Below are 19,246 nucleotides of genomic sequence, written 5' to 3'. Positions count from 1 at the left end.
AAGAATATATACAAAATTCCCCTTATGCACACACTTTGCACAAGGGGAATCCGTTAAGCTTTTTTCTTTTTTGGAATTTTAACAGTGATTTGATAGTATTCTTCTGTATCTTCTTCTTCAGTTTTTACAGTAATACCGCTCTTTGTCACCATCGATAGCGATTGTTTAATCGTATTCAAGGCAATACGTAAATCTTTGCTAATCGCTTTACGTTTGGGTTTTACTTTTTTCACTGCTACTTCTTCTTGCTCCGCTTCCTCTGGATGTAATAGCATATGAATTTGTTCTTCTAGATTACGCACATTCCAATCATTTTCAAGCGTCTGTTGTAACATTTGCAATTGCAGAGGACGATCTTTAATCGCAATTAAAGCACGCGCATGTCTTTCAGAAATTTCCCGTTTTAAAATAGCTTGTTGTACTTCTTCAGGAAGCTTTAATAAGCGTAATTTATTTGCAACCGTGGATTGTCCTTTTCCCAGTCGTTGGGCAAGTGCTTCTTGTGTTAGCTCATGTAGCTCTAATAATTTTTGATAGGCTACAGCTTCCTCTATCGCTGTTAATTCTTCACGCTGAAGATTTTCAATTAACGCAATTGAAGCTGTTTCTTTATCACTTAAATCACGGACAATGGCAGGGACTTCTGTCCATTGTAATTTTTTCATTGCGCGGTAACGTCGCTCACCGGCAATAATCTCATATTGATTGTTAGCTGTGCTACGTACAACAATTGGTTGAATTACACCATGCGTATGAATGGTTCTTGATAATTCTTCAATCTTGTCATCATCAAAAATAGTACGCGGCTGAAAACGGTTCGGCACAATTTTATCGATTGGGAGTTTAATTACTTCTTCTGCTGCATGCACCGCTTCTACTATTGCTGCTTCTTCTACTTCATTTTTCACACTAGGCTCAGCTTTATTTCCGCCTCCAAAAAAACGTGAAAAAGGACTTTTCATCCAAGTGGCACCACCTTTAGGAAACTATCTTGCTCCGTGTCATTCTATTATTATTTATTATATTTCTTAAAATGTATATAGTTCATAGATGTCATTTGCGTGAACCATGCCTAACTAGTATGTATGCTCAAAACAGCAAAATTATTTTCCTGTTTCGAGAAGTTTCACATGAAACACTAATTATTGAATCGGCGTTTTGTTTGGTACACCAGGTTTTCGAGGATATTTTTTTGGTGTTCCTTTTATTTTATCAAATACATATAAAGTTCGCTCACTATCTTCAATTGGTAAATGGAATGCGAACTCCTCTTTTAGAGCTACACCTAAAGTTGTTAATGCTTTTTTTGCATCTTTTAATTCTTCTGCCCCTGCTGCTGCTTTAAGTGCCACAAAGTATCCATCTGTTTTTGCTAACGGTACACATAACTCCGATAAAACGGAAAGACGTGCAACCGCACGAGCTGTTACAACATCAAATTGTTCACGATACTTCACGTTTTGACCAAATTCCTCTGCGCGTGCATGCACAAAATTCATATTGTCTAAATGTAATTCTTCGCTTAAATGATTTAAAAATGTAATACGTTTATTCAAAGAATCGACTATCGTTACTTGTAAGTGTGGGAAACAGATTTTAATCGGAATGCTCGGGAAACCTGCACCTGCTCCAACATCACATACAGTTATAACTTTTGTGAAGTCAAAGTAAAAAGATGGACTAATTGAATCATAGAAATGCTTTAAATAGACGCCCTCTAAATCTGTGATAGCCGTTAAGTTCATTTTTTCATTCCACTCAACAAGCAGTTCAAAGTATTTTTTAAATTGTGCGATTTGCATTTCAGAAAGTACAATGCCTTTTTCCTTCAACGCATCGATAAATTGTTGTTCGTTCATGTAAAGTCTCCTTTTTTAAGAAAAGCGTCTTCACTCAAGATTGTCTAATGCATTCTAGTGTGTGCGCTTCTACGTAGACATGTATATTAAAATTTTTATTGCAAAAATAGGAAGCGGGCACAAAGGTATGCCCGCCTCTTATTCTCTTTGTCGATACTATTATTCGCCGCTCACACGTGCAATTTTCCCTTGTTCGATATAAACAAGTAAAATTGAAATATCTGCTGGATTAACCCCTGAAATACGTGAAGCTTGTGCGATAGAAAGCGGTATTACTTGTTTCAATTTTTGTCGAGCTTCTGTTGCTAATCCTGAAATTGCATCATAATCAATGTTTTCGGGAATTTTTTTATTCTCCATTTTACGAAGCTTTTCAACTTGTTGTAATGCTTTTTCAATATATCCTTCATATTTCAGTTGGATCTCAATTTGTTCTTGCGCTTCTTCTGTTAATTCAATTTCAGTTGGAATTAATGATGCCACTAGATCATAGTGTACTTCAGTACGTTTTAGTAAATCAGCACCCCGAATACCATCTTTTAACTCGCTACCACCAACAGAACGAATAGCTGATTGAGTAGCCTCATTTGGTTTGATGATTACTTCACGCAAACGTGCAATCTCATTTTCAATGGAAGATTTTTTCTCTTTAAATTGCGCATAGCGCTCCTCTGAGATCATACCAACTGCGTTAGCGCGCTCAACTAGACGTAAATCTGCATTATCATGTCGTAATAATAGACGATACTCAGCACGAGATGTTAATAAACGATACGGCTCATTCGTTCCTTTAGTGACAAGATCATCGATCAATACCCCGATATAAGCTTCTGAACGGCTTAAAATTAACTCTTCTTTACCAAGTGCGTTAGCAGCGGCATTAATACCTGCCATTAAACCTTGTCCTGCCGCTTCTTCATAACCAGAAGTACCGTTAATTTGACCTGCAGTATATAAGCCTTTAATACGTTTTGTTTCTAATGTTGGCCATAATTGCGTTGGTACGATCGCATCGTACTCGATTGCATAACCTGCACGCATCATTTCTGCATTTTCTAAACCAGGAATTGACGTCACTAAACGCTTTTGTACGTGCTCAGGTAAGCTTGTTGATAATCCTTGTACATATACTTCACGCGTATTACGACCTTCAGGCTCTAAGAAAATTTGGTGACGTGGTTTATCATTAAAACGTACAACTTTATCCTCGATAGATGGGCAATAGCGTGGCCCCGTCCCTTTAATCATGCCTGAATACATCGGAGAAAGATGTAAGTTCGCCTCAATAATTTCATGTGTTTGTAGACTTGTATATGTTAACCAGCAAGGTAATTGATCCATAATGAATTCAGTCGTTTCAAAACTGAATGCACGTGGTACATCATCTCCTGGTTGAATTTCTGTTTTTGAATAGTCGATTGTTCGGCTATTTACACGAGGAGGCGTACCTGTTTTAAAGCGTACAAGGTCAAAGCCTAGCTCTTTTAGGTTATTCGCAAGGCCAATCGATGGCTGTTGGTTGTTTGGACCACTTGAATATTTCACATCGCCAATAATAATTTCGCCGCGTAGGAATGTACCTGTTGTCACAATAACTGTTTTGGCACGATAAATCGCACCGACTTGTGTAAGTACACCTTTTACTTCCCCATCTTCGACGATTAATTCTTCAACCATCGCTTGGTGGATCGTTAGGTTTTCATTTTCCTCTAATAAGCGTTTCATTTCTTGTTGGTAAAGAACCTTGTCCGCTTGCGCTCGAAGTGCACGTACAGCAGGTCCTTTCCCTGTGTTTAACATACGCATTTGAATATGCGTTTTATCAATAACTTTCCCCATTAAACCGCCAAGTGCATCAATTTCACGCACGACAATCCCTTTTGCAGGACCGCCTATTGATGGATTACATGGCATAAAGGCAATCATATCTAAGTTAATTGTTAACATGAGTGTGTTGGCACCCATTTTGGCAGCAGCATGTGCAGCTTCAGAACCTGCATGACCTGCACCAATGACAATAACATCATACGTACCTGCCTCATATTGTGTTGGCATGCTCATTTCTTCCCTTCTTTTGTTGATTATTTCCCTAAACAGAACTGTGAAAATAGTTGGTTTATTAAGCTCTCTTGCACTGTATCACCAATAATCTCACCAAGAATTTCCCATGTTCTCGTAACATCTATTTGTACCATATCTACTGGCACTCCAGCTCTTGCAGCATCAAGTGCATCCTCTACTGTTGCTTGTGCTTGATGCAATAATGCAATATGGCGTGCGTTCGATACATATGTTAAATCGCCTGATTCGATTTGCCCTTCAAAGAATAGCGCAGCAATCGCTTCCTCTAACTCCATCACACCTTCTTCTTGTAACAATGAAGTCGTGACAATACGATGGTTGCCTGCTAGCTCTTTCACTCTGGCTAAATCGATTTTTTGCGGTAAATCTGTCTTGTTAACCACAACGATATAGTCCATCGCTTCAATTGTTTCAAATAGACGTTCGTCCTCAGCTGATAACGCTTCGCCGTAGTTTAAAACAAATAAAATTAAATCTGCCTCGCGTAATACTTGGCGTGAACGCTCTACACCAATACGCTCTACTATATCCTCTGTTTCACGAATACCTGCTGTATCCACTAAACGAAGCGGTACACCACGCACATTGACATACTCTTCTATAATATCACGAGTTGTCCCGGCGATATCCGTCACAATTGCTTTATTTTCTTGTACTAAACTATTTAAAAGTGAAGATTTCCCAACGTTTGGACGGCCTAAAATAACTGTCGATAAACCTTCACGTAAAATTTTTCCTTGAGATGATGTTTGTAAAAGTTTAATGATTTCATCGCGGACCCACGCACATTTCTCTAGTAACACAGGCACAGTCATTTCTTCTACATCATCATACTCCGGATAATCAATATTAACCTCTACTTGTGCCAATGTCTCTAGTAAAGCTTGGCGCAAGTCACCGATAAGTCGTGATAATTTCCCATCCATTTGACCTAGTGCCACGTTCATCGCACGATCTGTCTTGGCACGTATTAAATCCATAACCGCTTCTGCTTGGGATAAATCGATACGTCCATTTAAAAACGCACGCTTCGTAAACTCACCCGGCTCAGCTAATCGTGCACCATTCGTTAATGCTAATTTCAATACACGGTTCACAGATACTAAACCACCATGGCAGTTAATCTCTACTACATCTTCACGTGTAAATGTTTTTGGAGCACGCATTAACGATAGCATTACTTCCTCTACTATCTCATCCGTTCTCGGATCTACTAAATGGCCATAATGAATTGTATGTGATGCCTTCTCAAGCAAACTCTTGCCACCAGGCGATTTGAATATTTTATCAGCAATTGCTACTGCATCATCCCCACTTAGGCGAACAATCGCAATAGCTCCTTCACCCATGGGTGTGGATATCGCAGCAATTGTATCAAATTCCATATAATAACCTCCTAAATACATCATTATCCACATGTGGATAACCTAAACCGTTCAACACTTTCTAACAACTTAGACTAACATATTTTCACTGAAATCTAAAGTAAGTGTAATTTTCCTACTACAGACGAAAAAAACGGCCGCTTTCACAACTAAAGTGAAATGACCGCTTTAAAACTATTTGTCTGTATGTTTTTATGTTAAGGAACCACATTAGCTATCTTACTGGTTCGATGACTAAATAACGATTAGGTTCTGTTCCCTCTGAATATGTTTCAATATCAAGACGATTTGCCAATTGATTGTGAATAATTTTTCGCTCATATGACTGCATTGGCTCAAGTTCCATACGCTGATTTAAACGTAATGCCTTATCAGCCATACGATCTGCCAGTTGTTCCAATGCAACTTGGCGACGCTCACGGTAATTTTCTACATCTATTTTCACAAGTAAAAACTGTTTTGCACTTTTATTTAACACCAATTGTGTTAATTGCTGTAAGGAATTAAGCGTTTGACCACGTTTCCCGATTAATAGTGCTGCTTTTTCACTTTCTAATTGAAATAAAACATATTTACCTTCGCGTGTTGTTTCGATTTTAAGATCTTGAATATCCATATTCGTTGCTATGCTTATTAAATAAGCTTTTGCTTCTTCAATTGGATCTTCTGTAGCATCTTCTTTGTTTTCTTCTAACACGTTTTCTTGTACAGCTTCGATGTCAATTGGTTGTTCAGAAACTTGTGAACTTTCGTTATCAATATCCTCTACTACTGCTGCTTCGACAATGTCTGTCGCTTTTTCTTGTTGTCTATCAACATCCACTTGAGTCACTTGCACTTCTTTAACTGTCACACGTACTTCAGCAGCACGTGTTCCAAAACCTAAAAATCCTTTTTTGCCTTCTTGTAAAACTTCAACATCTACTTGTTCACGGGTCTTGCCAAGTTTCTGTAACGCCAATGAGATCGCTTCATGTGTTGTTGCGCCTATTTGCGTAAGTTGTTTCACTTTTTAGCCCCTCCATTTTGAGCAGGTTCAGTTTTATTCTTTTCCCAAGGTTTGTAAATATAAAGGTTTTGGAGAATCGAGATAATATTCCCGATTACCCAGTAAAGAGATAAAGCAGCTGGTAATGCGATACCAAAACCAATAATCATAAATGGCATAATGTACATCATCATTTTCATTTGAGGATTATCCATTGCTGGGCCCGTACGTAGAACAATAAATTGCATTAAACCTGCAAGAATTGCTAGTACCGGTGCTGGATCTGCTAATGGGAAGATGAAAAAGTTTCCTAAATCAAAAGCAGGTGTCGCATTCATACGGCTAATTGCATGATAGAAGCCAATTAAGATTGGCATTTGAATGAGCATCGGTAAACATCCAGCAAGTGGATTTACACCAGATTCGCTCATTAGTTTCATCATCTCTTGTTGGTACTGCTGTTGTGTTTGTGCATCCTTAGAAGCGTACTTTGCTTGCAATTCCTTCATCTTCGGTTGAATTTCTTGCATTTTTTTAGAACTCTTCGTTTGCTTAATCATTAATGGGAGAATTGCTAAACGAATAATAATTGTTACTGCGATAATCCCCCATGCATACGTACCCAAAAGATCAGCAAAGAATTTAATGGCTGATACTAGTGGCCAAACGATGAATTCATTCCAGAAGCCTTCGCTATCTTTGGAGATTGGTGCATTGAATTCTGTACAACCAGAAAGTAGTAGAACTACAGATACTAGCGACAAAATTAACCAAAGTCGTTTTTTCAACTTTCTTCCCCCTACAAAAACTATTAAATTTTCTAAAATAAAACACCTAGGCGTTTATTTAGTCGGCGTTTAACCACCACTAAATAAAGTTATCAATTATTTTATCATGCAAATAAGCTTTCACTCTACAAAATGTTCCAACTAAATATGCATACTCAGTAATAGAAGTTACTAAATTAGCAACAGCTGCGGTGGAACCTTGCGTTAAAGTGTGCTCCATAGCCACTTTTTTGCGTTATATATTACGCTTTCTGTAATACTTTAGCGATGCGTAGTACATGTTGCAAACTTTGTTTCACCTCATGAAAATCCATAGTGGCCGCCGGATGTCTGGCGATAATAACATAGTCCATATTCGGCTTGAGTTCATCTTTTAATTCATGAATGCTTTGGCGAATATAGCGCTTAATTTGGTTGCGTATTACCGCATTACCAAGTTTTTTACTCACTGATATACCCACACGTAGCTCAGTTTGTCCCTCTTTCGGTAAAAAATAAACAACAAACTGGCGATTTGCAAAGGATTTACCCTTTTTAAACACCTTCTGAAAATCTTCATTCTTTTTCACTCTTTGGCGTTTTTTCATTTCTTTCACCTGCTAGCCATAATATCAATTAATCCTTATTTTAAATTTTCAACCTAAAATAAAGAAAAAAAAGACCACTGATGTGGCTCAGTGGACTTATTTTATGCTGATAGAACTTTTCTGCCTTTACGACGGCGAGCAGCAAGAACATTACGACCGTTTTTCGTGCTCATGCGTGCGCGGAAACCGTGTACTTTGCTGTGCTTACGTTTCTTAGGTTGGTAAGTACGTTTCATGTATATAGACACCTCCTGAATGAAAGTTGAATTTTTCAACATACAGACTTGCATATTATATAAAGTAAATAGCTATTTTGTCAATGAATTTCATAAATTTCTTTCCTGTAGCAAATTTCTTCACGACTATCTTTCTCTACAAACTTATCCACAAAATAATTATTCTTTTTGCACACACCTGTGTATATTATTTTCCGTCCCTTTTTTTATCCACAGACGTTGTCTACAACTTTTTCACATAAGCAGTGCTTGTGGACAACTTTAAAGTGCATAAATAAATATCGTGTGGATAAGTTTCTTAAGCTATTGAAAAACCTTGATTTTTTTGTTACGCTATCTGTGCTTCACTTTGTTGAAAACTAAAACTGACTTTTCTTTTATCCACAACTGTTAATATGCTGTGGATAATTTTTATCACAGCCTTTGGGTAATACTTATCCCCAGTTTGTGATTTTGTGGATTAGTTATGAATTATTCGTATTAGAGAAAAATAAATGAGATAAATTTTATTTTTAAACATGGACTGAATTGTAAAGGAGAATAGCAGCTTGGAACATTTAGAAGAACTATGGAATAATGTCCTGGCTCAAGTTGAACAAAAAATTTCTAAACCTAGCTTTGAGACGTGGCTTAAGTCGACAAAACTACTTTCATTAAGTGCTACGACAGTAACAATTGCCGCGCCTAATTCGTTTGCTCGTGACTGGCTTGAGAATCATTATATTCATTTGATTACAGGTATATTAACGGAGCTTACTGGAGAAGACTTGCTTATTAAATTTGTTGTTCAAAAAAATCAGGATTCGGACGATTTTGACTTACCAGCGCCGATTATCCAAGCTAAAAATAACGATCAGCACGATATTTCACCTGGTATGTTAAACCCGAAATATACATTTGATACGTTTGTCATTGGCTCTGGAAACCGCTTTGCACATGCAGCATCACTTGCTGTTGCAGAAGCGCCCGCAAAAGCTTATAATCCCTTCTTTATATATGGGGGGGTTGGTCTTGGCAAAACCCATTTAATGCATGCGATTGGCCATTATGTACTCGAACATAACCCGAATGCGAAGGTTGTGTACTTATCATCAGAGAAATTTACGAATGAATTCATAAATTCAATTCGTGATAACAAAGCTTTAGATTTTCGCAATAAATATCGTAATGTTGATGTACTGCTAATTGATGATATTCAATTTTTAGCCGGAAAAGAATCAACTCAGGAAGAATTTTTCCATACATTTAATACATTACATGAAGAATCCAAGCAAATTGTTATTTCAAGTGATCGCCCGCCAAAGGAAATTCCAACACTTGAAGATCGCCTACGCTCTCGATTTGAGTGGGGCTTAATTACAGATATTGCACCACCAGACTTAGAAACACGTATTGCAATTTTACGTAAAAAAGCAAAAGCAGATGGTCTTGATGTGCCTAATGAAGTGATGCTGTATATTGCGAACCAAATTGACTCCAACATAAGGGAGCTTGAGGGTGCGCTTATTCGTGTCGTGGCATACTCATCACTTGTCAATAAAGATATTTCAGCTACTTTAGCAGCTGAGGCCCTTAAAGATATTATTCCAAATGCAAAACCACGTACCGTATCAATTTTAGACATTCAAAATGCTGTTGGAGAACATTTTAATATTCGATTAGAAGACTTTTCCGCAAAAAAACGTACGAAATTAATTGCATTTCCTCGTCAAGTTGCCATGTTTTTATCACGTGAACTTACAAACTTCTCTTTACCAAAAATCGGAGAGGAATTTGGAGGACGAGATCATACAACTGTTATTCATGCACATGAGAAAATTTCTTCTATGTTGAAAGAAGATGTTCAATTACAACAAGATATTAAACAAATTCGGAGCATGCTTGGCAAATAACCTTGTGGATAATCTAGTATTTTAAACACAAACTTATGCACAGTCTATCTACATGTGGATAGACTGATTTTGTTGACTTAAAGTCACTTATCCACAAATCCACAGGCCCTATTACTATATCTTTTAATTTTTTATAAATAAATAATATAAATATGTGAGGTAAAACTAATGAAATTTAATATTCTACGTGACCGTTTATTAGATGGTTTAAATGATGTTATGAAAGCTGTAAGTTCAAAAACAACAATTCCGATTTTGACAGGAATTAAAATCGATGTAACAAACGAAGGTATGCGTTTAACTGGTAGTGATGCAGATATTACAATTCAAACATTTATCCCAGTAGAAGAAGATGGACAAGAAATAATTCAAGTAGCAGAGACAGGATCTATAGTTGTACAAGCACGTATGTTTAACGAAATTGTTCGTAAATTACCTACGAATGAGGTTGAAATTCAAGTAACAGCAGGTTTACAAACGCATATTCGTTCAGGAAAATCAGTATTCCATTTAATCGGCTCTGATGCTGCAGAATACCCACTTTTACCTGAATTGACTGAAGATCAACAATTCACAATACCAGCTGATTTATTAAAAACAATTATTCGTGAAACAGTTTTTGCGGTGGCTACATCAGAAAGTCGTCCTGTGTTGACAGGTGTAAACTGGAAAATTAAAAACGATGAACTAATCTGTATTGCAACAGATAGCCATCGTTTAGCAAGAAGAAAAGTAAGCTTAGAAGATTTACCAGAAGTAGAACATAGTGTTGTAATCCCAGGTAAGAGTTTAAACGAATTAAATAAGGTTTTAGAAGATTCTACAAACCTTGTACGAATTGTTATTACAAACCAGCAAGTATTATTCAAAACAGGGGATGTATTATTCTTCTCTCGTTTGCTTGAGGGTAATTACCCAGATACATCACGTTTAATTCCAGAAGAATATCAAACAAATTTAACGATCAATGGTAAAGCATTATTACAAGCAATCGATCGTGCATCATTAGTGGCTCGTGGTGATCGTAATAATGTTGTTCGTTTTGAAATTTTAGATGGTCAATCAGTTGAAGTTTCATCAAATTCACCAGAGATTGGTAAAGTACAAGAAGAGATTCCAGTTGAGGCATTAGAAGGTGAAAGCTTAAAAATTTCTTTCAGTGCAAAATACATGATGGAAGCATTAAAAGCTATCGATGGTCAAGACGTTGTTATCCAATTTACAGGTGCAATGAGACCATTTATTTTACGCTCAGTACATGATGACGCCATCCTGCAATTGATATTACCTGTACGTACTTACTAAATTTCTATTTGAGAGTCTTTAGGAGATAGTCGCTCGTTGCGGCTATCTTTTTTTACTTATGTGTATTTTTTAGGTATGATAGAGAGATAGAGATTCAGTATTTGGAGGGTGACTAGGCCGTGAAAGACATCAAAATTGACGTAGAATTCGTCACATTAGGACAACTATTAAAAATAACAGACGCTATTAGCTCAGGTGGAATGGCAAAATGGTTTTTACAAGAACATGATGTATATGTAAATGGTGAGGTAGAAGATCGTCGTGGTCGCAAATTACGTGACGGAGATGTCATAAATATTCCTGGGTGCGGAAGATTTCGCATTGTAGGACCAACTGGACAATAAATATGCACATTGAGCAGTTAAAACTTACAAATTATCGTAACTACGATTCCTTAGCTTTAGACTTTTCGCCAAAAATTAATGTTTTTATTGGTGAAAATGCCCAAGGGAAAACAAATGTTATGGAATCTATTTACGTATTAGCTATGGCGAAGTCTCATCGCACAACAAACGATAAAGAATTAATACGTTGGGAATCAGACTATGGTAAAATAGAAGGGGCCGTTCAAAAAAAATATGGTACTCTCCCAATTGAGTTAACGATATCAAAAAAGGGTAAAAAGGGTAAGATAAACCATATAGAGCAAAGTCGACTTAGTCATTATATTGGTCAAATGAATGTGGTTATGTTTGCGCCTGAAGATTTAAATCTTGTAAAAGGTAGTCCGCAAATTCGACGACGTTTTATTGATATGGAGATTGGACAAATTTCGCCAGTCTACTTACATGATTTATTAACCTTTCAAAAAGTTTTAAAGCAACGTAATCATTATTTGAAAATGCATCAAGGTAAAAAAATAATGAATGATGTAATGTATGAGGTCTATAATGAGCAGTATATTCATGCGGCCATTCAAATAATACAAAAAAGATTTCAATTTATGGATTTATTGCAAGAATGGGCAGAGCCAATTCACGCTGGTATTTCTCAAGGAAAAGAAACTTTAATAATCAAGTACCGCACAGTGGGCGGTATAGAGAAAAATTTCACACCGAGTGAAATGGAGCAACTTTTGCAAAAGAAATTACTTGAAGTGAAGGATCGCGAGTTTGAACGTGGTGTTACATTAGTCGGTCCACATCGCGATGATTTGCAGTTTTTAGTAAATGGCTATGACGTCCAAACTTACGGATCTCAAGGACAGCAGCGTACAACAGCCTTATCACTAAAGCTAGCTGAGATTGAATTGATTAAACAAGAAACGAACGAAACACCTATTTTACTTTTAGATGATGTATTGTCAGAGCTCGATGATTATCGTCAATCGCATTTACTAAATACGATTCAAGGTGAAGTTCAAACGTTTGTAACAACTACAAGTGTCGACGGAATTCATCACGAAACAATGGAACACGCGCAACTGTTCCACGTGAAACAAGGTGCGATAGAGAAAAGTTAACCAGTGTTTTTAAAATAAAGAATGAAAACTAATTTTATATATAAGCAAAAGCGCGAAATTCTTAAACTCACTTCTGAATTTGAGATGAAGATTAAATAAGGTATCTTTATTTCAATTTTTTTAATGCTTTAAGGATATGCTAGGCCCACACATAATATAAGTTAGCATGTAGTAAGAATGCGGTGTTTAAGTTAACAGAAATGTGAATGGGCAATTAAATGCTTTACTTAGATTACGAACGAATGGTAATAGTCAGCTCGGTTGACTGTTCATTCATTTACACACAATGATGTTATGAAGGAGTAGATGGACACCGTGGCTATAGAAAACGAAGGTTTACAAAATCAAGCTTATGAGGCCGATCAGATACAGGTTCTTGAAGGATTAGAAGCGGTTCGTAAAAGACCGGGGATGTATATTGGTTCTACAAGTTCGAAAGGGCTTCACCATTTAGTATGGGAAATCGTTGATAATAGTATTGATGAAGCACTAGCGGGATTTTGTACGGATATCAAAGTAACAATTGAGAAAGAAAACTGGATTCGTGTTGAAGATAATGGACGTGGTATTCCAGTAAGTATTCAAGAGAAAATGGGGAAACCAGCTGTAGAAGTTATTATGACAGTCTTACATGCTGGTGGTAAGTTTGGCGGCGGCGGATATAAAGTATCAGGTGGTCTTCACGGAGTAGGTGCTTCAGTTGTAAATGCCTTATCAGAGCAAACAATTGTCCAAGTGCATCGTGAAGGACATATCCATGAAATCAAATTTGAACGTGGGAAAACAGTTCAAGAATTAATGGTGATTGGTGATACTGACTATAACGGGACAACAACTCGATTTAAAGCAGACCCTGAAATTTTCAAAGAAACTACGGTTTATGAATTTGATATTTTAGCTCATCGTATTCGTGAATTAGCTTATTTAAATCGCGGAATTCGTATTACTATTGCGGATGAACGTGAAGGGGAAGAACGTTCTACTACATATCATTATGAGGGCGGTATCCGTTCTTATGTAGAACATTTAAACAAAACAAAAGAGCCAATTCATGAACCGATTGATGTTTTGGGTGAAAAAGATGGTATTACAGTTGAAATTGCTATGCAATATAATGCTGGCTTCTCTTCAAATATCTTTTCATTCGCTAACAACATTAATACGTATGAAGGTGGTACGCATGAGTCTGGTTTCAAAACAGCTCTTACACGTGTCATTAATGATTACGCTCGTAAAAATGGCTTGTTAAAAGAAGCAGATACGAATCTTACAGGTGAAGATGTGCGCGAGGGTTTAGTAGCTATTGTCTCTATTAAGCACCCTGACCCACAGTTTGAAGGGCAAACAAAAACAAAGCTTGGAAACTCAGAGGTAAGTCAAATTACGAACTCTTTATTCTCTGAAGGTTTTGAGCGGTTTATGTTAGAGAACCCTACAGTAGCTCGAAAGGTGATTGAGAAAGGCTTGATGGCAGCGCGAGCACGTGTTGCAGCGAAAAAAGCACGTGAATTCACACGTCGTAAATCAGCGCTTGAAGTATCAAGCTTACCAGGTAAACTTGCGGACTGCTCTTCGACAAATCCAGCTGAATGTGAAATTTACATTGTAGAAGGTGACTCTGCCGGAGGTTCGGCAAAATCAGGTCGTGATCGTCACTTCCAAGCAATTTTGCCGTTACGTGGGAAAATTTTAAACGTTGAAAAAGCACGTTTAGATAAGATTTTATCAAATGCAGAAATTCGAGCAATGATTACAGCTTTCGGTACAGGGATTGGTGAAGAATTTAATTTAGAAAAAGCACGTTATCATAAAATTATTATTATGACGGATGCCGATGTCGACGGTGCACATATCCGTACTTTGCTATTAACATTCTTCTTCCGTTTCCTTCGTCCGCTTATAGAAGCAGGCTATATTTATATTGCACAGCCACCGCTTTATCAAGTGAAACAAGGTAAACATATTGAGTATTGCTATGATGATGTTGTATTACAACAAATTTTAGAACGTTTACCTAAAATGCCGAAACCAAATGTACAGCGTTACAAAGGACTTGGTGAAATGAATGCAGAACAGCTTTGGGACACAACAATGGATCCCGAGTATCGTACTCTGTTACAAGTAGAAATGGATGATGCAATCCAGGCAAACCAAGCATTTGAGCGTTTAATGGGTGATGAGGTTGAACCGCGTCGTCAATTTATTGAAGAAAATGCGGTATACGCAAACTTAGATATTTAATTTTCTCTCGAGAGGAGATAAACACTGTGTCAGAACAAGAACGCTCCGGTATTAAAGGAATTAATATAACAAAAGAGATTGAAACATCTTTTCTTGATTACGCAATGAGTGTAATCGTGTCACGTGCATTACCAGATGTACGTGACGGTTTAAAACCTGTACATCGTCGTATTTTATATGGCATGCAGGAACTAGGAAACACAGCTGATAAGGCATATAAAAAATCAGCACGTATTGTTGGGGACGTAATGGGTAAGTATCACCCACATGGTGACTCTTCTATTTACGATGCAATGGTACGTATGGCGCAAGATTTTAGTTATCGTTATATGCTAGTTGATGGTCACGGTAACTTTGGTTCTGTCGATGGTGACGGTGCCGCTGCGATGCGTTATACGGAATCTCGTATGTCACGTATTGCAATGGAAATGTTACGTGATATAAATAAAAATACAATTGACTATACAGATAACTATGATGGCTCTGAAAGAGAACCTGTTGTTTTACCAAGTCGTTATCCGAACTTACTTGTTAATGGTGCTGCTGGGATTGCCGTTGGTATGGCCACTAATATTCCACCACATCAGCTAGGTGAAACGATTGATGGTGTCTTAGCACTATCTGAAAACCCTGCAATTACGACGGAAGAATTGATGGAAATCATCCCTGGTCCGGATTTTCCGACTGGTGGTTTAATTCTAGGTCGTAGCGGTATTCGTCGTGCATATGAAACGGGCCGTGGCTCTATTGTTATTCGTGCTAAAGTGGAAATTGAACAAAAAGCGAACGGTAAGGAGACAATTCTAATCCATGAACTTCCTTACCAAGTGAATAAAGCGAAGTTGATCGAAAAGATTGCTGAGCTTGTGCGCGATAAAAAAATTGATGGCATTACTCATTTACGTGATGAATCTGATCGCCGTGGTATGCGAGTTGTCATCGAAATCCGTAAAGATGCCAATGCTAATGTTGTATTAAACAATCTATATAAACAAACTGCTATGCAATCAAGCTTTGGTATTAATATGTTGTCACTTGTTAATGGACAACCAAAAGTAATGGGCTTAAAAGAAATGTTGTATCATTACTTAGAGCATCAAAAAGTCATTATTCGTCGTCGTACGGAATTTGAGTTAAAGAAAGCTGAAGACCGTGCACATATTTTAGAAGGTTTACGTATTGCACTTGATCATATCGATGAAATTATTGCGATTATTCGTGGTTCTCGTAGTGGTGATGAAGCGAAGCCATTATTAATGGAGCGTTTTAATTTATCGGAACGTCAATCACAAGCTATTTTAGATATGCGTCTAGTTCGTTTAAGTGGTTTAGAACGTGAGAAAATTGAATCGGAATATCAAGAACTACAAGTGCTTATTGCTGAGTTAAAAGAAATCTTAGCAGACGAAGCAAAAATTGTTGATATCATTCGAACAGAAATTTTAGAAATTAAAGAACGTTTCAATGATAAACGCCGTACTGAAATTACTTCAGGTGGTATGGAAATGATTGAAGATGAGGATTTAATTCCGATAGAAAATTCAGTTGTGACTTTAACACACAATGGCTATATCAAACGTTTAGCTGCGAATACATACCGTAGTCAAAAACGTGGTGGTCGTGGTGTACAAGGTATGGGTACCAATGATGATGATTTCGTAGAGCATCTCATGAATACATCTACACATGATACAATTTTATTCTTCACATCAAAAGGTAAAGTATTCCGTGCCAAGGGCTATGAGATACCTGAATATGGTCGCACAGCGAAGGGCTTACCTATTGTTAATTTACTGAATATCGATAAAGGCGAAAAAGTTACAGCAATGATTCGAGTGGACTCATTTGATGCAGATGCTTACTTTATCTTTACTACGAAAACGGGTGTTACAAAACGTACACCAGTGTCAAATTTCGCTAATATCCGCACAAATGGCTTAATTGCAATTAGTTTGCGTGAAGATGATGACTTAATTGCTGTTCGTTTAACGGATGGCTCTAAGCAAATTATTATCGGTACACGTGATGGTATGCTCGTACGTTTCCAAGAAGATGATATTCGTTCAATGGGTCGTACAGCAGGTGGTGTGCGTGGTATTAAGCTACGTGAAGGCGATGAAGTAGTTGGTATGGAAATCGTTGAGCCGGGTCAAGAAATTTTAGTTGTAACTGAAAAAGGCTATGGTAAACGTACTTCTGAAGAAGAATACCGTTTACAAAGTCGTGGTGGTGTAGGATTGAAAACAATCCAAATCACAGATAAGAACGGTCCTATGGTAGCTGTAAAAACAGTCGATAATACTGAAGACTTAATGCTAATTACTATTAATGGTATGTTAATCCGTATGGATGTTAATGATATTTCGTTAATTGGTCGTAGTACACAAGGTGTTCGTTTAATTCGTTTAGGTGACGATGAACTTGTTGCAACAGTTGCGAAAGTAGAAAAAGAAGAAGATGTGCCTGAAGATGAGACAGATGAATCTTCTGGGACTGAACAAATAGAAGAATAAACTATAAAAACCGATGATTGCACAAGATACTTGTAAATCATCGGTTTTATTTATTCCAAATCTATGAAAAATAAGTAATTTGTTTATAGTTCATGATAATATATAGAAAAGCCTTAATTTTATGTAAATAAAGTCACGTAGGGGTGGTAATTTCATGGAAACAACGCAAGTTCCTATATCAGAATTACGCTTAGGTAGGGTTATTTCTGAAGATATATTTTCTAATACTCAATATCCAATCTTTTTTAAAGGTACAGCAATATCTTATGAACATTTACATGTGTTTAATGTGTTTAATATTTCCGAAGTACCGGTATATAAAGAAACAGAAAATAGTAATTCAACAGCAGTGATAGATGAATCACTTTCTGCAGCACAACCAGAGGCTGTATTAACTTTTAAGACAATTTACTTTAATGCTGTGGAGCAGTTTAAAAGGGAATTTAAAAATTGGGAAGCCGGCGCAAAGGTAGATATTACAAAAGCGCGAGCAATTATTTTACCGTTGATCGATATTGTATTAGAAGATCGTACAATTATTTTTGATTTAAATGAATACTCTAACCCTAAAGATTATTTATATCATCACTGTATAGCTACTGGGATGATATCAGCGGTGCTTGCTCAAAAATTAAATTGTGATAGAGGCCTTACGTTACAAATTGCAATAGGGGGATTATTAGCTGATTGTGGCATGGCTAAAATACATCCACGTATTCGAGATAAGAAAACGACTCTAACAGAACAAGAATTTAATGAAGTACAGAAGCACCCAATATTTAGTTTTAATATGATTAAAGATCTGACTATTTTAAAAGAGACAATTAAAGAGGCAATCTTCCAGCATCACGAACGATTAAACGGTAGTGGCTACCCTAAAGGTGAAAGAATAGCAAATATATCAATGTTTGCTCAAATCATTGCTGTAGCTGATGTTTTCCATGCAATGACGAGCGAACGACTATATCGTTCGAAACAGTCGTCTTTTAAAGTCATTGAAATGATTAATGAATCTGAATTCGGCAAATTTGATATTAAGGTAGTGCGTGCTTTAATTGATGTTGTCGCAGATTTACCGATTGGTACAATTATAGAATTGTCCAATTTAGAACGCGGGGAAGTAATGTTTGTGAATAAGTTCGCGCCAACACGTCCACTTATTAAATTAAATAGTACTGGTGAAATATTTGATTTAGGAAAAAATCGTACGTTCTATATTTCTCGTATCATTACAAATGAATAGTGTAGTATTATTAAAAACGACAATTGAAGAATTAACTGGTTGTCGTTTTTCATTTTCATGGTTTCAAACAATATTGTTTTGTACGAATCCAGGTTATAGGATATGAATAGCAACATACTTTAACATTTGCATTTTAAGAAAAACTTTTTATTAATATTAATTCAGATAAAATGATTTATATAAAACGTTGCAATCTAATATTGTAGTGACGAATTTTAGCATGTAGTTTGGGTAAAGTATTTATAGTTTAATGTTTCAGTATAATAATTCATTAATTTACATAGGTTTATTCTGTACACCTTTTAAAAGTTATTAAATGTCCTAATAGCCTATAGAAAGATCGGTAAATAGGTGTGTTTTAGAAAATGATAAAATGATTTAAATTTTTTTATCAGAAAGTGTTGACATTGTTTTTATATATTGATATTATAAGTGAGTCGCCAAGAGGTGACGCGTTAAACGAAACAAAATGAACCTTGAAAACTGAACAAGCAAAACGTAATCAATAACGTTTTTTAGTAGCTAACTTTGTTAGCGAACGAAACACAAGTAATAAATAGATATCAACTATTAGTTGATACGCTAGCAAAGCTAATGAGCTTTCAAACTACTTTTATGGAGAGTTTGATCCTGGCTCAGGACGAACGCTGGCGGCGTGCCTAATA

15 protein-coding genes are annotated in these 19,246 nt (G+C 36.6%); 7 read left to right on the top strand and 8 right to left on the bottom strand.

The genetic code is table 11. The annotated features are described in order from the left end of the window. Window positions 1-53: 53 nt before the first annotated feature. The 8 genes from noc to rpmH form a co-directional block, all read right to left on the bottom strand. The gene (gene noc, locus ACIQ2D_RS16550) at window positions 54-962 is read right to left on the bottom strand and encodes a nucleoid occlusion protein (RefSeq protein WP_402865945.1); all 909 of its coding nucleotides are present in this window, start codon (window positions 960-962) and stop codon (window positions 54-56) included. 180 nt (window positions 963-1,142) lie between these two features. Then, a complete protein-coding gene (gene rsmG, locus ACIQ2D_RS16545) occupies window positions 1,143-1,859 on the bottom strand; it encodes a 16S rRNA (guanine(527)-N(7))-methyltransferase RsmG (protein ID WP_402865943.1) in 717 nt (238 codons plus the stop codon). 159 nt (window positions 1,860-2,018) lie between these two features. Then, on the bottom strand, window positions 2,019-3,914 hold the full coding sequence (gene mnmG, locus ACIQ2D_RS16540) for a tRNA uridine-5-carboxymethylaminomethyl(34) synthesis enzyme MnmG (RefSeq protein WP_402866171.1): 1,896 nt from the start codon (window positions 3,912-3,914) through the stop codon (window positions 2,019-2,021). Window positions 3,915-3,940: 26 nt separating this feature from the next. Beyond that, window positions 3,941-5,326 carry a tRNA uridine-5-carboxymethylaminomethyl(34) synthesis GTPase MnmE gene (mnmE, locus tag ACIQ2D_RS16535; RefSeq protein WP_402865941.1) on the bottom strand — a complete coding sequence of 462 codons (1,386 nt, stop codon included), beginning with the start codon at window positions 5,324-5,326 and terminating at the stop codon, window positions 3,941-3,943. A gap of 214 nt (window positions 5,327-5,540) precedes the next feature. Further along, window positions 5,541-6,335, bottom strand: coding sequence for an RNA-binding cell elongation regulator Jag/EloR (gene jag / locus ACIQ2D_RS16530; protein ID WP_402865940.1), 795 nt, complete (start codon window positions 6,333-6,335; stop codon window positions 5,541-5,543). Beyond that, on the bottom strand, window positions 6,332-7,102 hold the full coding sequence (yidC, locus tag ACIQ2D_RS16525; protein ID WP_402865938.1) for a membrane protein insertase YidC: 771 nt from the start codon (window positions 7,100-7,102) through the stop codon (window positions 6,332-6,334). Before yidC ends, jag begins: the two co-directional genes overlap by 4 nt. Before the next feature lie 242 nt (window positions 7,103-7,344). After that, window positions 7,345-7,689, bottom strand: coding sequence for a ribonuclease P protein component (rnpA, locus tag ACIQ2D_RS16520; RefSeq protein ID WP_402865936.1), 345 nt, complete (start codon window positions 7,687-7,689; stop codon window positions 7,345-7,347). Between the two features lie 101 nt (window positions 7,690-7,790). Further along, window positions 7,791-7,925 (bottom strand): 50S ribosomal protein L34, encoded by a 135-nt coding sequence (rpmH, locus tag ACIQ2D_RS16515; RefSeq protein ID WP_099425702.1) that lies wholly within the window; start codon window positions 7,923-7,925, stop codon window positions 7,791-7,793. Between the two features lie 548 nt (window positions 7,926-8,473). Between rpmH and dnaA the strand changes: the two genes are divergently transcribed. The 7 genes from dnaA to ACIQ2D_RS16480 all read left to right on the top strand — a co-directional run bounded on the left by dnaA (window position 8,474) and on the right by ACIQ2D_RS16480 (window position 18,581). Further along, entirely contained in the window at window positions 8,474-9,817 is a 1,344-nt protein-coding gene (gene dnaA / locus ACIQ2D_RS16510; RefSeq protein ID WP_402865934.1) for a chromosomal replication initiator protein DnaA, read from the top strand. Between the two features lie 168 nt (window positions 9,818-9,985). Further along, entirely contained in the window at window positions 9,986-11,122 is a 1,137-nt protein-coding gene (gene dnaN, locus ACIQ2D_RS16505; RefSeq protein WP_402865932.1) for a DNA polymerase III subunit beta, read from the top strand. A 119-nt stretch (window positions 11,123-11,241) separates the two neighbouring features. After that, complete coding sequence (yaaA, locus tag ACIQ2D_RS16500) at window positions 11,242-11,466, top strand: S4 domain-containing protein YaaA (RefSeq protein ID WP_402865930.1); 225 nt, start codon at window positions 11,242-11,244, stop codon at window positions 11,464-11,466. Between the two features lie 2 nt (window positions 11,467-11,468). Next, complete coding sequence (gene recF / locus ACIQ2D_RS16495) at window positions 11,469-12,584, top strand: DNA replication/repair protein RecF (protein WP_402865928.1); 1,116 nt, start codon at window positions 11,469-11,471, stop codon at window positions 12,582-12,584. Between the two features lie 306 nt (window positions 12,585-12,890). Then, window positions 12,891-14,825, top strand: coding sequence for a DNA topoisomerase (ATP-hydrolyzing) subunit B (gyrB, locus tag ACIQ2D_RS16490; protein ID WP_402865926.1), 1,935 nt, complete (start codon window positions 12,891-12,893; stop codon window positions 14,823-14,825). A gap of 26 nt (window positions 14,826-14,851) precedes the next feature. Beyond that, complete coding sequence (gene gyrA / locus ACIQ2D_RS16485; protein ID WP_402865924.1) at window positions 14,852-17,338, top strand: DNA gyrase subunit A; 2,487 nt, start codon at window positions 14,852-14,854, stop codon at window positions 17,336-17,338. 154 nt (window positions 17,339-17,492) lie between these two features. Next, complete coding sequence (locus tag ACIQ2D_RS16480; RefSeq protein ID WP_402865922.1) at window positions 17,493-18,581, top strand: HD-GYP domain-containing protein; 1,089 nt, start codon at window positions 17,493-17,495, stop codon at window positions 18,579-18,581. Window positions 18,582-19,246 lie beyond the last annotated feature (665 nt).

This window comes from Lysinibacillus sp. NPDC097287, from assembly GCF_044761695.1.
Classification (GTDB): domain Bacteria; phylum Bacillota; class Bacilli; order Bacillales_A; family Planococcaceae; genus Lysinibacillus.
This window is presented reverse-complemented; position numbering and strand designations above follow the sequence as displayed.

Coding starts and splice junctions, on each gene's coding strand:
- noc (WP_402865945.1), bottom strand. CDS start 962: ATGAAAAGTCCTTTTTCACGTTTTTTTGGAGGCGGAAATAAAGCTGAG.
- rsmG (WP_402865943.1), bottom strand. CDS start 1,859: ATGAACGAACAACAATTTATCGATGCGTTGAAGGAAAAAGGCATTGTA.
- mnmG (WP_402866171.1), bottom strand. CDS start 3,914: ATGCCAACACAATATGAGGCAGGTACGTATGATGTTATTGTCATTGGT.
- mnmE (WP_402865941.1), bottom strand. CDS start 5,326: ATGGAATTTGATACAATTGCTGCGATATCCACACCCATGGGTGAAGGA.
- rnpA (WP_402865936.1), bottom strand. CDS start 7,689: ATGAAAAAACGCCAAAGAGTGAAAAAGAATGAAGATTTTCAGAAGGTG.
- rpmH (WP_099425702.1), bottom strand. CDS start 7,925: ATGAAACGTACTTACCAACCTAAGAAACGTAAGCACAGCAAAGTACAC.
- dnaN (WP_402865932.1), top strand. CDS start 9,986: ATGAAATTTAATATTCTACGTGACCGTTTATTAGATGGTTTAAATGAT.
- recF (WP_402865928.1), top strand. CDS start 11,469: ATGCACATTGAGCAGTTAAAACTTACAAATTATCGTAACTACGATTCC.
- gyrB (WP_402865926.1), top strand. CDS start 12,891: ATGGACACCGTGGCTATAGAAAACGAAGGTTTACAAAATCAAGCTTAT.
- ACIQ2D_RS16480 (WP_402865922.1), top strand. CDS start 17,493: ATGGAAACAACGCAAGTTCCTATATCAGAATTACGCTTAGGTAGGGTT.